The sequence below is a fragment of the Actinobaculum sp. oral taxon 183 str. F0552 genome, from assembly GCF_000466165.1.
Taxonomy (GTDB): Bacteria; Actinomycetota; Actinomycetes; order Actinomycetales; family Actinomycetaceae; genus Peptidiphaga.
This window is the reverse complement of the sequence record NZ_KE951436.1, coordinates 1-14,119: the sequence shown is the minus strand read 5'-3', so window position 1 is coordinate 14,119 and position 14,119 is coordinate 1. Positions and strand designations below refer to the sequence as shown.

Annotated in this window: 11 protein-coding genes; all 11 read right to left on the bottom strand. The window is 72.2% G+C overall.

Features of this window, described 5'->3' with window-relative positions:
• Window positions 1–91: 91 nt before the first annotated feature.
• The 11 genes from murC to mraZ all read right to left on the bottom strand — a co-directional run bounded on the left by murC (window position 92) and on the right by mraZ (window position 13,556).
• Window positions 92–1,465, bottom strand: a complete 1,374-nt coding sequence (murC, locus tag HMPREF0043_RS06370; RefSeq protein WP_021602147.1) for a UDP-N-acetylmuramate--L-alanine ligase — start codon at window positions 1,463–1,465, stop codon at window positions 92–94.
• Window positions 1,462–2,592 (bottom strand): undecaprenyldiphospho-muramoylpentapeptide beta-N-acetylglucosaminyltransferase, encoded by a 1,131-nt coding sequence (murG, locus tag HMPREF0043_RS06365; RefSeq protein WP_021602146.1) that lies wholly within the window; start codon window positions 2,590–2,592, stop codon window positions 1,462–1,464. The genes murC and murG overlap by 4 nt, the downstream gene beginning before the upstream one ends.
• Before the next feature lie 5 nt (window positions 2,593–2,597).
• Entirely contained in the window at window positions 2,598–4,031 is a 1,434-nt protein-coding gene (locus tag HMPREF0043_RS06360) for an FtsW/RodA/SpoVE family cell cycle protein (RefSeq protein WP_021602145.1), read from the bottom strand.
• The gene (gene murD / locus HMPREF0043_RS06355) at window positions 4,024–5,502 is read right to left on the bottom strand and encodes a UDP-N-acetylmuramoyl-L-alanine--D-glutamate ligase (RefSeq protein ID WP_021602144.1); all 1,479 of its coding nucleotides are present in this window, start codon (window positions 5,500–5,502) and stop codon (window positions 4,024–4,026) included. Before murD ends, HMPREF0043_RS06360 begins: the two co-directional genes overlap by 8 nt.
• Window positions 5,484–6,569, bottom strand: a complete 1,086-nt coding sequence (gene mraY / locus HMPREF0043_RS06350) for a phospho-N-acetylmuramoyl-pentapeptide-transferase (protein ID WP_021602143.1) — start codon at window positions 6,567–6,569, stop codon at window positions 5,484–5,486. Before mraY ends, murD begins: the two co-directional genes overlap by 19 nt.
• Window positions 6,569–7,984: a UDP-N-acetylmuramoyl-tripeptide--D-alanyl-D-alanine ligase gene (locus HMPREF0043_RS06345; protein ID WP_021602142.1), complete on the bottom strand. Its 1,416-nt coding sequence runs from the start codon at window positions 7,982–7,984 to the stop codon at window positions 6,569–6,571. The genes mraY and HMPREF0043_RS06345 overlap by 1 nt, the downstream gene beginning before the upstream one ends.
• Window positions 7,981–9,513 carry a UDP-N-acetylmuramoyl-L-alanyl-D-glutamate--2,6-diaminopimelate ligase gene (locus HMPREF0043_RS06340; RefSeq protein WP_021602141.1) on the bottom strand — a complete coding sequence of 511 codons (1,533 nt, stop codon included), beginning with the start codon at window positions 9,511–9,513 and terminating at the stop codon, window positions 7,981–7,983. The genes HMPREF0043_RS06345 and HMPREF0043_RS06340 overlap by 4 nt, the downstream gene beginning before the upstream one ends.
• Window positions 9,506–11,425, bottom strand: a complete 1,920-nt coding sequence (locus HMPREF0043_RS06335; RefSeq protein WP_021602140.1) for a peptidoglycan D,D-transpeptidase FtsI family protein — start codon at window positions 11,423–11,425, stop codon at window positions 9,506–9,508. The genes HMPREF0043_RS06340 and HMPREF0043_RS06335 overlap by 8 nt, the downstream gene beginning before the upstream one ends.
• A 22-nt stretch (window positions 11,426–11,447) precedes the next feature.
• Window positions 11,448–11,867: a hypothetical protein gene (locus HMPREF0043_RS06330; RefSeq protein ID WP_021602139.1), complete on the bottom strand. Its 420-nt coding sequence runs from the start codon at window positions 11,865–11,867 to the stop codon at window positions 11,448–11,450.
• Between the two features lie 14 nt (window positions 11,868–11,881).
• Entirely contained in the window at window positions 11,882–12,904 is a 1,023-nt protein-coding gene (gene rsmH, locus HMPREF0043_RS06325; protein WP_040318016.1) for a 16S rRNA (cytosine(1402)-N(4))-methyltransferase RsmH, read from the bottom strand.
• A gap of 220 nt (window positions 12,905–13,124) precedes the next feature.
• Window positions 13,125–13,556 carry a division/cell wall cluster transcriptional repressor MraZ gene (gene mraZ, locus HMPREF0043_RS06320; protein WP_040318015.1) on the bottom strand — a complete coding sequence of 144 codons (432 nt, stop codon included), beginning with the start codon at window positions 13,554–13,556 and terminating at the stop codon, window positions 13,125–13,127.
• Window positions 13,557–14,119: the final 563 nt, after the last annotated feature.

Below are 14,119 nucleotides of genomic sequence, written 5' to 3'. Positions count from 1 at the left end.
GCTCTTCCGATCTGGCCGGCCTCCTGCGCCTGGCGGCCCTCCTCCGCCCTCCTCCGGCTCGGGAGGCGCCCGGTCGGCCGCCGCGGCGGCCTCACGGCGCCCCGATCGTCTCGAGGATGACCGGCGCCAGCTCGGTGACGTCTCCCGCCCCGACGGTCAGGACGAGGTCGCCGGGAGCGCACCGGGAGGCGATGGCTCGGGCGGCCTCCAGCCGGTCGGCGACGTACTGGCCCGCGCCGGCCATGTGCGAGGTGATGAGGTCGCCCTCCACGCCGTCGACCGGGTCCTCCCGCGCGCCGTAGACCGAGGTGACGACCACGTCGTCGGCCAGGCCGAGCGCCCGGGCGAACTCCCGAGCGAACTCCCGGGTGCGCGAGTACAGGTGCGGCTGGAACAGCACCCTGACGGCGCCGTCGCCGACCACGTCGCGGGCCGTGCGCAGAGTCGCCTCGACTTCCGTGGGATGGTGGGCGTAGTCGTCGACCACCCTCACCCCCGAGGCGACGCCTCTCAGCTCGAAGCGCCGTCCGGTCCCGGCGAAGCCGGCCAAAGCGGCGGCCATCTCCCGCCTGCCGAGGCCCAGCTCCACCCCGGCCGTCCAGGCGCCCGCGGCGTTGAGGAGGTTGTGCTCGCCGACCACGCCGAGCTCGATCGTGACCGCCCCGTCGCCGTCGTCGACCTCTCCGGAGATCCCCGAGGGGCCGCGGTCCGCGGCGCCCAGGCGGACGTGGCGCTCGACCCCGTCGACGCCCTGGCCGCGGCCGTAGGAGACCGCCCGTATGCCTTCCGAGACTGCCTGCGCGGCCAGGCGGCGCGCACCGTCCGAATCGGCGCAGACCACGAGGAGCCCGCCGGGCACGATGCGCCGCGCGAAGTCCGCGAACGCCTCCTCGAAGGCCTCCCGGCTGCCGTAGTGGTCGAGGTGGTCGGGCTCGACGTTCGTCACGAGCGCCAGGCGGGGGGCGTAGTTGAGGAAGGACGCGTCGGATTCGTCCGCTTCGGCGACGAAGATCCGCCCGCCGCCGAGACGGCCGCCGCCTCCGACCCCCATGACGGTGCCCCCGATCGCCCACGAGGGGTCCAGGCCCAAGCCGTTCAGCGCGGTGGCGATCATCGCCGATGTGGTGGTCTTGCCGTGGGCCCCGGCGACGGCCACGAAGTCGCGGCCCGCGGCCGCCAACGCGAGGGCCTGGGACCGGTGCAGGATCCTCTGCCCCCGGCGGCGCGCGACGGCGAGCTCGGGATTCGACTCGCGTATGGCCGAGGAGACGACGACGGTCGCCTCCGGCGGGACGTTGGCGGCGTCGTGGCCGACGGCGACGGCCAGGCCCTCCTCGGCCAGGCGCCGGGTGACCTGGGACGCCTTGGCGTCCGAGCCGGACACGCGCGCTCCCTCGTCGGCGAGCAGTTCGGCGACGACGCTCATGCCCGCGCCTCCGATTCCGATGAAGTGGTAGGCGTTCATCCCTTCTCTCCCCCTATCCGGACGGCGAGGTCGGCGAGCCGCTCGGCGGCGTCGACGTGGCCCAGGCCGCGGCTGGCCGCCGCCATGGCCTCCAGGCGGGCGGCGTCGCCCACGAGCGGCAGGACGTCCCTCTCGAATGCGGTCAGATCGAAATCCCGGTCGCGCACGAGCGCGGCTCCGCCCGCGGCCACGACGTCGGCGGCGTTCCTCTCCTGCTCCCCGTTGCCGATGGGCAGGGGGACGAAGAACCCCGGCAGGCCCAGGGCGCACAGCTCGGCGACGGTCCCCGCGCCGGAGCGGCACAAGACGAGGTCGGCGGCCGCGTAGGCCTCCTCCATGCCCCGGAGGAGGTAGTCGACCACGCGGTATCGCCCGTATCCGCCGGCCTCCCGGAGGGCGGCCCTGACGGCGCCGTCCTTGCCGCGCCCGGTCAGGTGCAGGATCTGCACGCCCGCCCGCCGGATCGCGGGAAGGCCCGAGGTCAGGACGTCGTTGAGATGCAGGGCCCCGAGGGAGCCTCCCGTGACGAGGAGCGTGGGGAGGCCGGGATCCAGGCCGAACCGCTCGGCGGCGCGCAGGCGCGGCGCGTCCGCGCCGCGCGCCCGGGTGCGGGCGAGGTCGGCGATCGCCGGGCGCAGGGGGAGCCCGACGGTCTGCGTGACGCCGGCTCTGGCGGCCAGCGGCGTCGAATCGAAGGTGAGCGCCACGGCCTCGGCGAAGCGGGCCCCGTAGCGGTTGGCCAGGCCCGGCTTGGCGTTCTGCTCGTGGACGACCACGGGGACGCCGAGGGCCTTCGCCGCCCGGTAGACCGGCGTCGAAGCGTACCCGCCGAAGCCGATGACGGCGTCGGCCCCGGCCTTCCCGAGGATCTCGGTCGCCTGGGCGACGGCCCGGCGGTAGCGGACGGGGAAGCGGAGCATGTCCATGTCGGGGCGCCGCGGGAAGGGGACGCGGACGATCGTGGACAGCTCGACGCCCGCTTCGGGGACGAGGTCGGCCTCCAGCCCCTCGGACGTGCCGACGGCGCGGACCGCGCCCCCGCGCTCCCGCAGGGCGAGGGCAGTGGACAGGAGGGGGTTGACGTGGCCGGCGGTGCCGCCGCCGGCCAGGACGAAGCTCAGGCTCATATCGGCTATCCCTTCACGACGGCTCTGGCCCGGTAGGCGAGTCTCCTGGGGACTCGGAAGGAGGCCCGCACTCCGGGGGCGTCCATGGCGCACGCCACGGCGAAGCCGACGGCCAGCAGGCAGGCGACGACGGCCGACCCCCCTTGCGAGACGAGGGGCAGCGGGACCCCGAAGACGGGCAGCACGCCGGTGACGACGAGCATGTTGGCTATCGCCTGGCCGCACATCCACACGGCGATGCCGCCGCACGCCAGCGAGGCGAAGCGCGAGGGGTGCGCCAGGCAGATCCTCACCAGGCCCCATCCGAGCACGATGAACATCGCCACGACGACGAGGCAGCCGAACATGCCGAGCTCCTCTCCGATGACGGCGAAGATGAAGTCGTTCTGGGCCTCGGCCAGGTTCCCCGGCCACTTCTCGATTCCCGTGCCCAGGCCGCCTCCCGACAGTCCGCCCGAGCCGAAGGCCCACAGGGCGAAGTCGGCCTGCGTGGGGTTGAGCGCGTCCGGCTGGCTGAGCAGCGTGTCCAGGTACTCCTTGATCCGGGTGAGCCGGGACGGGTTCACGGCCACGAGCACGGCGGCCCCGAAGACCCCGAGCCCGCCGATCCACATGAAGTACCGTCCGGGCATGCCCGCCAGCCAGAAGATGCCCGCACAGATAAGGGCGAAGACCATGGCGGTCCCCATGTCGAAGCCGGCCAGGACCGCGGCCAGGGCGGCGATCGCCCCCGTGCCGACGGGCATGGTGTAGCGCCCGCGCAGATGCGCCGGCCACGGCCACCACGTCGGCAGGAGGAACGAGGAGATCCGCCAGTCGTCCCGTCGCATTCCGCCGAGCCGGGCGGCCAGCCAGAGGATCGTGGCCAGCTTGAGGAACTCGGAGGGTTGGACGCGAATGGGCCCCAGGCTGATCCAGTTCGTGTTGCCCGCCACCGCGCTTCCCAGGGGGGAGAGCACGGCCAGCTGGAGGAGGATGCCGCACACGAAGACCGCGTCGGCCATGCGCTCGTACAGGCGCAGCGGGACGAAGGCCGCCGCGGCGGTCAGGACGACGCCGATCGCCGCGTACATGAGCTGCCCGTTGGCCGTGTTGAAGGCGGTGGGCAGGCCGTTGGCGTGCGCGTATCTGATGGCCGACGGGGCGGTGGCCGAGTAGACCATCACGATCCCGATGATCAGGAGGACGGTGGCCGAGACGAGGATGAGCGCGATCGCCTGGTGCATCGCGTCCCGGACGTCGCGGTCGACGGCGGCGGGCTCCCGGCCGGGGGCGTCGACGGCGCGGACGGGGGCGCGTTCGACCTCGCCGCCGGAGGATCCCGCGCGGGTCATCCGCCCGTGCGAGGCGGCGTCCCCGCGGGCCGGGCGCGGACGCTGACCGGCCTTCTGGGCCTTCGCCCCGAAGCGGGGCGGTCCGCCGCGGACGTCTCTAGCCATCCAGACTCCTCACCGCGGCGGCGAAGGCCTCCCCGCGTTCGGCGTACGAGGCGAACTGGTCCATCGAGGCGCAGGCCGGAGCCAGCAGCACCGTGTCGCCGGGCTCGGCCATCCTCCGCGCCGCGGCCACGGCCTCGGCCATGACGGAACCGGATCGCGGATCCACGTAGACGGCCGGCACGTCCGCGGCGCGGGCGAGCGCGCTGCGCCACGGCTCCTGGTCGACGCCGATGACCACGACTCCGCGCAGCTTGCCCGCGACGTCCTCGACGAGGCCGTCGAAGCGCGCGCCCTTGGCCAGACCGCCGACGATCCACACGGCCGTCCCCTCCTCCAGGGAGGCCAGACAGGCCCGCGCGGCGTGGGCGTTGGTCGCCTTCGAGTCGTCGACGTAGGCCACGCCGCCGACGCGGGCGACGGTCTCGATGCGGTGCCGGCCGGGGGCGAAGTCGCGAAGGCCCCGGCGCACGGATTCGGGCGGCGCCCCCGCCGCCCGGGCGAGCGCCGCCGCGGCTAGGGCGTCCCACACGACGTGCGCGGGCAGCCCGGGGCCGGCCGCCAGGTGGGTGAGGTCCTGAAGGGTGAACAGCTCGGCGGCTTCGTCGGGCCGTCCGGCGCCGTAGGCCCGGTCGGCGACGACGTCTCCGACGAGCCCGATCTGGCCGGCCGACGGAGGCCCGAGCGTGACGCCGACGGTTCGGGCGCCCGCGGGGGCGCCTTCGACCATGCGCGCGACCTGGCGGTCTCCCACCGGGTAGACGCGCGCCGAGCGGACGCGATCGTAGACGCGCGCCTTGGCCGCCCAGTAGGCTTCGCGGCTTCCGTGCCATTCGAGGTGGTCGTCGGCGACGTTGAGGCACACGGACGCCAGAGGCGAGACGGTGTGAGTGGTCCGCAGCTGGAAGGAGGAGAGCTCGACGGCGAAGGCGCGCGGGGCGTGCGGGCCCGTCTGCGTGACGGCCTGGACCGCCGGCGCGCCGATGTTGCCCACGGCCAGTCCGCCCAGCCCGGCCGCCCTCAGGATGGACGCGGTCATTCCGGTGGTCGTCGTCTTGCCGTTCGTGCCGGTCACGCACAGCCACGGCGCGGCTTCTCCCCCGTCGACGGCCCGCAGCCGCCACGCCAGTTCGATCTCGCTCCACAGCGGGACCCCGGCGCCCTCGACGGCGGCGAAGAGCGCGCCGGTCTCGGGGACGGCCGGCGCGGGGATGACGACGTCGGGCTTCCACGCCAGCACCCGCGAGGCCAAGTCGGCGGGATCCTCCGAGTGCCCGGCGGCGTCGAGGGGGACGGCGTCCAAGCCGCCGAGGGCGTCCTCGGCGGCGTCCCATGCGCTCAGCCGGACCCGTCCGAGCCCGGCCAGGGCGGCCAGGCACCCCCTGCCCGACTTGCCCAGGCCGACGACGGCTATGCGCCTGCCTTCCAGCTCGTGCGCCCCCTGGGCCGCGCCGCTCACTGCTTCGCCACCCATTCGGCGTAGAAGAGGCCGAGCCCCGCGCACATGAGGAGCGCCTGGATGATCCAGAAGCGCACGACGACCGTCACTTCCTTCCACCCTTCGAGCTCGAAGTGGTGGTGCAGCGGCGCCATGCGGAATATGCGGCGCCTGGTCGCCTTGAAGAAGCCGATCTGGATGACGTCGGAGGTCACCTCGATGACGAAGAGGCCGCCGAGGAGGACGGCGAGGACTTCGGTGTGGGTGAGGATGGACAGTCCGGCGAAGGCTCCGCCGAGGGCCAGGGACCCGGTGTCGCCCATGAAGATCCTCGCGGGCGAGGTGTTCCACCACAGGAAGCCGAAGCACGCGCCGACGAGCGCGGCGCACACGATGGCCAGGTCGCGCGGGTCGCGCACGTTGTAGCATCCGGGCGCCGCGCTGAGCACTCCGACGCACGACTGGTTGGACTGCCACATGGTGATGACCGTGTAGGCGCCGAAGGCGAACATCGAGGCCCCGGTCGCCAGGCCGTCGAGGCCGTCGGTGAGGTTGACGGCGTTGGACCATGCGGTGATGAGGAAGTTCGCCCAGGCGATGAAGAGCACGAGGCCGAGGGCCGTGCCCGCGAAGGCCAGGTCCAGCCCCGAGTCCCGCAGGACGGAGATCCGGGTGCTGGCGGGGGCGCGGTTCTGGTTGTTCCGGAAGCGCAGGGCGAGGACCGCGAAGGTGATCCCGATCAGGCCCTGGCCGACGATCTTCATCCACGGGGTCAGCCCGAGCGACTGCCTGTGCCGTATCTTCGCCGAGTCGTCGAGGAAGCCGATGAATCCGAGCCCGACCATGAGGAAGAGGAGGAGCAGGCCCGAGACGTCGGGGGGCCGGCCGGTCACCCCGTTGCCGAAGGCGTAGCCGAGGACCGTGCCGAGGATGATCATGACGCCGCCCATCGTCGGCGTGCCGCGCTTGATCTGGTGGCTGGTCGGGCCGTCCTGCCTGATGAACTGCCCGTACTGCTTGGCGACGAGGAACCTGATGAACAGCGGCGTGCCCAGGAGCGTGACCGTCAGGGCGACGCCTCCGGCCAGGAGGATCGAGAGCATCACTTCGTCTCCTCTCGCAGGGCGTCGGCGATGCGCCACACGCCCGATCCGTGCGAACCCTTGAGCAGCACGGCGTCCCCGGGGGCGAGGGTCGCCCTCAGCCACGCCAGGGCGTCCGCTGCGTCCGGGGCGTCGTGGACGCCCACCCCGGCGTCCGCTGCGGCTTGCGACAGGGCCCGGGTGCCCGGCAGGCAGGCGAGCAGCGAGACCCCCGCCCGGCCGACCTCCTCGCCCAGGCTCGCGTGCTCCGCCTCGGATTCGCCGCCCAGCTCGAGCATCTCGCCCAGGACGGCCAGCTTGCGCCGTCCCGCGCCGATGCGCTCCAGGCCCCTCAGCCCGGCCCGCATCGAATCCGGGTTGGCGTTGTACGCGTCGTCGATGACGGTCGCCCCGCCGGCCTCGAAGACGTCCATGCGGTGCGGGCTGGCGGCGCCGTGCCGGCCGAGAGCCGAGGCGGCCTGCCGGGGGTCGACCCCCAGCGCGCGCGCCACGGCCGCGGCGGCCAGCGCGTTGGCCACATGGTGCTCGCCGACGAGGCGCAAGGTCACCGGCCATGCGCCCTCCGGGGTGACGAGTGTGAAGCTGGCGCGCCCGTCGGCTCCCGTCCTGACGTCGGCGGCCGAGACGTCGCCGCGTCCCGCGGCGGAGAAGGTCACGACCGGTCCGCGGGCCTTGGACGCCATGGCCGCAACGCGCTCGTCGTCGGCGTTGAGGACCACCGTCCCGCCCTCGCGGGTTCCCGAGACGAGCTCCGATTTGGCGCGCGCCACGTTGTCGATCCCGCCGAACTCCCCCAGGTGGGCGCGGGCGACGGCCAGGACCGCCGAGACGTCCGGCGGGGCGATCGACGTCAGGTAGTCGATGTTGCCGACGTGGTCGGCCCCCATCTCCAGGACGAGGGAGGCCGTGTCGGCCCCCGTGCGCAGGACGGTCAGGGGCAGGCCGAGCTCGTTGTTGAAGGAGCCGGGGGGCGCGACGACCGGGCCTCGGGAGGAGAGGAGGCCCGCCAGGAGGTCTTTGGTGGTCGTCTTGCCGACCGAGCCGGTCACGGCGACCACTCGCAGGTCCGGGTTGCCGGTCCGGCGGGCCCGTTCGAGGTTCGCTGCGGCGAGCCGGCCGACGGCGGCCTGGACGTCGTCGACGACGACGAGGCGTTCGGGAGGGGCGCCCGACGCCGATGCGGCCTGCGGGTCGGCCGTCACGACGGCGACCGCGCCGGCGGCCAGCGCCTGGCCCGCCAGGCTCGCCCCGTCGACGCGCTCGCCCTTGATGGCCGCGAAGACCTCGCCTTCGGACAGCCGCCGGGTGTCCGTCTCCAGGCCCCGGACAGCCTCGTCCGTCACGGCCGTGCCGGCGCGGCGGTGGAATCTGCCGCCGCAGTCCTCGGCCACGGCGGCGAGCTTGACCGGGATCATGCCCTCATCTCCTCCACTGCCCGCGTTCGGAGCGCACGCCGGGCTTCTGCGCGATCGTCGAGTTCGACGGGGACTCCGGCCACTTCCTGGACGGTTTCGTGACCGCGTCCCGCAAGGAGAATGGTATCGCCGTTCTCGGCCTCCCGAATGCAGCGGGCGATGGCCTCCGCCCGGTTGGCGATCTCGACGACGGGCGTGCCGTGGCCGAGCGCGCCGGCGATGACCTCCCGGCGGATGGCGGCGGGGTCCTCGTCGTGCGGGTCGTCGTCGGTGATGTAGACGAGGTCGGCGTGCGTGGCCACCGCCTCGCCCATGGCCGGGCGCTTGCCGGCGTCGCGCTGCCCGGCGGAGCCGGTGAGCACGATGAGCCTGCCGGCGGTCGAGGGGCGCAGGGCCCGCATGGCCTCGACGAGCGCCCCTGTGTTGTGCGCGAAGTCGACGACGACCCGGGGCCTGTCGGATATCGTCTCCATCCGGCCGGGGACGACGGGGCTGACGCCGTCGGGCAGAGCGCGGGCGAGGTCGTCCGGCGCGTATCCGGCGGTCAGCGCCATGGCCGAGGCGAGGGCGGCGTTGGCCACGTTGAAGCGGCCCGGCAGGGAGGTGGACGTGGCGAACCTGCGCCCGTCGGCGCTCTCCAGCGTGAAGTCCGGCCCGGCGGTCCGCGTGACGGTCCATCCGACGACGCCGTCGGGCAGATCGCCGCACGGGCCCTCCACCGCCAGCGCCGCGACCGTCCCCGGGAGCCTTCCCGCGGCCTCCGCCAGGAGGCGCCGGCCCCATCGCCCGTCGACGTTCACGACGGCGTGGCGACAGCGCTCCGGCGTGAACAGGCTCGCCTTGGCCCGGTAGTACTCCTCCATCGAGGAGTGGAAGTCCAGGTGGTCCTGCGTGAGGTTCGCGAACCCGGCGACCGAGAAGCGGACGGGGTCCGTGCGGCGCTGGGCGAGGGCGTGGCTGGACGCCTCCATGACCACGTCGGTGCCGCCCGCGCGGGCGTGGAAGGCCAGGTAGCTCTGCAGCTCGTCGGGCATCGGCGTCGTCAGGCGGGCGGGCACGACCGCGTCCGCCAAGCGGATCTCCACCGTCCCGATGAGCCCGCTGCGACGCCCGAGGGCCGCGAGGATGGAGTCGAGCATGTAGGCGGTCGTCGTCTTGCCGTTGGTCCCGGTTATCGCGTAGGCGTCCAGCTGCGAGGCGGGCTCCCCCAGTATCGCGGCGGCGGCCCGCCCGAGCGCGGACGCCGGGGAGTCGACGACGAGGAGCGGGATCCCCAGCCCCTCGACGAGGGCGACCCCCTCGGAATCGGTCATGACGGCGCCGGCGCCCCGCTCGGCGGCGGCGGCGGCGAAGCGGGCTCCGTGGACGTGCGCGCCGGGCAGGGCGGCGAAGAGGTCGCCCGGGCGGACGGCCCGGCTGTCGGCGGTGACGGACTCCACGACGGCGTCGCCGCGGGCCCGGCCCCCCACCTCCCCCGCCAGGTGCGCGATGCTCGTGGGAGTGCCGGATTGCCTCCTGTATTCAGCCATTTCGGTTGCTCATTTCGGACTTGTACCAGGGGTACTTGTACAGCGGCGTGGTCGACGGCGCGATTCCCAGCTGCCGGACCGCGAAGGTCGAGACCTGCGAGAACACGGGGGCGGCGACTTCGCCGCCGTATCCTGCTCCGGAACCGTTATACACGACGACCGCCACGGCGATCTGCGGCTTCTCGGCGGGCAGGACGCCCACGAAGGTGCCGACCCTCTTGGTGAGGTTGCCGTTCTCGTCGGGCACCTGTGCGGTCCCCGTCTTGCCGGCGACGTTGTAGCCGGCGACCTTCGCCCGCCATCCCGTCGAGTTGGGGTCCGTGACGGCCTGCATCATCTTGAGCATCTCGCCGGCCGACTCCTCCGAGATCACCCGCTTCGGCTTGCCGGTGACCGTGGGCTTCTCCCTCCCGTCGGCCGATGTGACCGAGTCGATGATGTGGAGGGGGGCCTTCATCCCCTTGTTCCCCACGATCGAGGCCATCTGCCCGAGCTGGACGGTGGTCGTCGACCACCCCTGGCCGAACATCGTCGTGTAGTGCCCGCGCGGGCCCCACGCGTTCGGGGGCGTGAGCGCGCCCCGGGACTCGGCGGGAAGCTCGACGCCCGTCTTCTCCCCGAGGCCGAAGCCCTTCATGTACCGGTAGCGGACCTGGTCCTGGACCTTGTCGCCGACCTGGATGAGCCCCGTGTTGTAGGACTTGGCGAGGATGCCCGCGACGGTCATCGTCTCGGTGCCGTGGGGGTCGTTGTCGTGGACGGTCTCGCCGTTGGGCATGGTGATCGAGTACGGCACGGTGAACGTGGTCGTGGGGGTCACGGCCTTCTGGTCGATGCCCGCCGAGAACGTCACGACCTTGCCCGTCGATCCTGGCTCGACCGGGGCCTGCACGGCGCGCGAGCCCCAGTTGGCAGACGAGGTCGACCCCAGGTCGGCGGGATTGGGAGACTTCGAGTCGACCAGCGCGAGGATGCGCCCGGTGCCGATCTCGACGACGACCGCCGAGCCCCACTCGGCGTTGTTCGCCGCCACCGACTGGTCGACGGCCTGCATGAGCTGGTTCTGCAGGTCTCGGTCGATGGTCAGCTTCACGGTCGAGCCGTTCGTGGCCTTGACCTCGGTCCGGCGGCCGTTGGGGAGCACCGCTCCCCCGCCGGCGACCTCCACGGTCAGCTTGCCGTTCTTGCCCGCCAGGACGCTCTCCCGGGACTTCTCGATGCCCGCCTGACCCTTGCTCGAGCCGGGCTCCTTGTCGGTCTGGCCGACGTATCCCAGCACGTTGCCCCCGACGGACCCGTTCGGGTATTCGCGCTTCATGTACTGCTCGGGCTCGATCCCGGCGATGCGCAGGGAGTTGATCTCGCGCCACAGTTCGGGCGAGACGTCCTTCTTCACGTAGACGAAGCTCGACTTCTTCGGCCCCCCCATGAGCAGGCCGCCCAGTTCTGCCCGGTCCATCTTGAGCAGCGGGGCGAGCTCTTCGGCTGCCGCCGCCGCGCCCGTCCCCGTGAGCTTGCCGTTCTTGTCGTACCGCTTGTACTGTCCGATGACCTTCTGGTTGACCCCGATGTTGTACCGCTCGACGGACGTGGCCAGCACGGCGCCCTTGGCGTCGACGATATCGCCCCGCTTGGCGTGCAGGGTGTAGGAGCGGGTGCGGAAGCCCGACGCCGCCCGCGACAGGGCGTCCGACCGCACGACCTGGAGGTCGAGCAGCCGGATGCCCAAGACGGCCACGCACGCGAAGAAGACGACGACGAGCACGCGCACTCTCCGCGCGGTCGGCGGCAGCTTGGCGAATCTCTCCGAGAAGGAGGCCAGGCAGGCGCGCAGGGCCGTGCGGCGCGCACGCGCATGCTCGCGGTTCCCGGATGCGCTCCGCTCGGACGACGTCGGGGTGGAATCGGCCATATGCTTCCTTCGTTGCCTCTCGTTACTTCACCTGCGACTTCCCCTGCGGCTCCACGGGGCCGACGACCTTTCCGGTCTGGAGGTCGATGTGGCGGACGTTCGCGGCAGGCTCCAATCCTAGTTGCCTCGCCCGCGAGGCGAGGCCCTGGGGCGTGGAGGCGGAGACCACGGAGTCGCGCAGAGTGGCCTCCTTGGCCGTAGCGGCGTTGAGCTCCTTCTGGACGGACTGCACTTCGTAGGCGGTGCCGACCATCCGAGTGTTGAGGATGAAGACCGTGCCGAACGAGCCGACGAACAGGAGCGCGCATACGATCACCGTCCCGAAGAAGCCGCGGGCGGGGGCGGGCGTGGGGACGAGCTTGAGGTTGGGAAGCCCCTGGATGACCGGACGCGTCTGCGATGCGCGGACGGCGGCCTCTCGGGTAGCTGGGATTGCGCTCATTTGTTGTAGTCACCTCATGACGTTGTCGCGTTGTGTGTGATGGTGCGCAGTTTTTCGGCCGCGCGCAGCCGGACGGAGGCGCTGCGGGGATTGGCCGCAGCCTCCTGGGCGGTCGCCTTCACAGCGCCTCGTGTGAGAAGGCGGAGGTAGGGCTCGTGGCCCTCGAGTTCGACGGGCAGGCCCGCGGGGGACGACGACGCCGCCCCCTTCGCGAATTCGCGCTTGACGATCCTGTCCTCGAGCGAGTGGTAGGACTCGACCGCGATCCTGCCTCCCACCGCGATCGCCTCGACGGCGCGGGGAACGGCGCGCTCGAGGACGGCCAGTTCGTCGTTGACCGCGATGCGCAGAGCCTGGAACGTGCGCTTGCAGGGGTTGCCCCCCGACCTGCGGGCGGGCGCCGGTATCGACTCCCTGACGATTCGCGCGAGCTGGCCCGTGCGCACGACGGGGGCCCGCTCGCGCGCCCGGACGATCCCCGACGCTATGCGCGCGGCGAACCTCTCCTCGCCGTATTCGCGCAGCATCCTCTCCAGCTCTCCGGCCGGCTCGCCGGCCAGGACGTCGGCAGCGGTCCGGCCCCGGGCTCTGTCCATGCGCATGTCCAGGGGGGCGTCCCGCGAGTAGGAGAAGCCCCGCTCGTCGCGGTCGAGCTGGAGCGAGGAGACGCCGAGGTCCATGAGGACCGCGTCGACTCGCCCCTCGCGTCCCCGATCCGCCGCCACGGAGGCGACGGCGTCGTAGGTCGCGTGGACTGCCGCGAACCGAGCGCCGAAGCGCGAGAGCCGTTCGCGTGCGATCTCGATCGCCTGCCCGTCGCGGTCGATGCCGATGACCGTCAGGCCGGGGAATCGCTCGAGGAAGGCCTCCGCGTGCCCGCCCATGCCGACGGTGGCGTCGATCATCACCGCTTCCCGGCCCGTCACGGCGGGGGCGATCAGCCGGACGCACTCCTCCGCGAGGACGGGCGTGTGCAGGGAGCCGGCCGCGCCCCGCGACCCGGGCCCCCCGGACGCGGCCGCCGTCCTTTCGCCGATGCCGGAGGCGCCGTGCGGACTGGAGGAGACGCCGAGGGCATCGGCGCCACCGGCGGGCGATGCCGATGCCCTCGTCGACGACGTCCTCACGATGCGCTCCTTCCATTCGATGCGGACGGGGCCTGTGCCACGGCGATGGCACGGGGCCGGACCCCGGTCTTCTTCCATTCCTTCTGGAGCTGGGGAATTGCCTCAGACCGACGGAAGAAGACCCATCCGGTCAGAAGAGGCCGGGGATGACCTCGTCTTCTCGATTTGCGAAAGCGACCTCCTGGGCGTTGAGATACTCGTTCCATGTGTTGAGATTCCAGATCTCAACCCTCGAACCCGATCCGAGGACGGCGAGATCCCTTTCCAAACCCGCGTACTCCCGCAGGTTCGCGGGGATCGATATGCGTCCCTGCTTGTCGGGAACCTGGTCGACGGCCCCTGAGAAGAGCACGCGCTGATAGTCGCGCGCCTCTCTGGAGGTGAGGGGAGCCTGATGGATCTTCGTCTGAAAATCCTCGAACTCCTCCATGGTGAAGACGAACAGACAGCGCTCCTGCCCGCGAGTGATCACCAGCCCTCGCTGGAGTTGGTCGCGAAATTTCGCGGGCAGAATAAGCCGGCCTTTTTCATCCAGCTTCGGCTCATACGTGCCCAGAAACACCGCGCCCACCTCCTCCATCGACGCTGCCCCCACTTTACTCCACTTCGCTCCACAATCAAGTGTTTCCGGCGAGTGTCACCCCGAGGAACACCCGCAATATAGCGCAGAAATCCGTGGAGGGAAACCGCCCGCGCGCCGCGTTTCCGGGGCCGCGGCCGGGCGGATTATCGACATCGTTTTCGAACGATCGGAGCCTCGGGGATCGCCGGTGCGGACTCGCCCGCGCCAGCGCGGAGGCGAGCGCCCGGATCCCCTCCCGCATGGCCCGAATAGCCCCGAGTTCGCGGGAGATCGCGGATGCAGCGACTGGGCGCCGACGTGATCGGCGAGTCCCCTTCCGCGCGCCGGCCGCGTGCGGAGTGGAGGGATGTGGGGATGGCCCGGATCGAGCGGGGCGAGCGGCGGAACGGGCTGGGTGGAGGGGAGTGGAGGGCCCGGGTGGAGGGAAGTGGGGAATGCGGTGGAGGGATTCCGTCGGCGCCGGCGGGTCGCGCCGCGTGAGCCGCGCGAAGCGAGAGAGGCGGCCAGGCGAAGTCGCGGCGGCGGGCTGCGCGGGCGGAGGG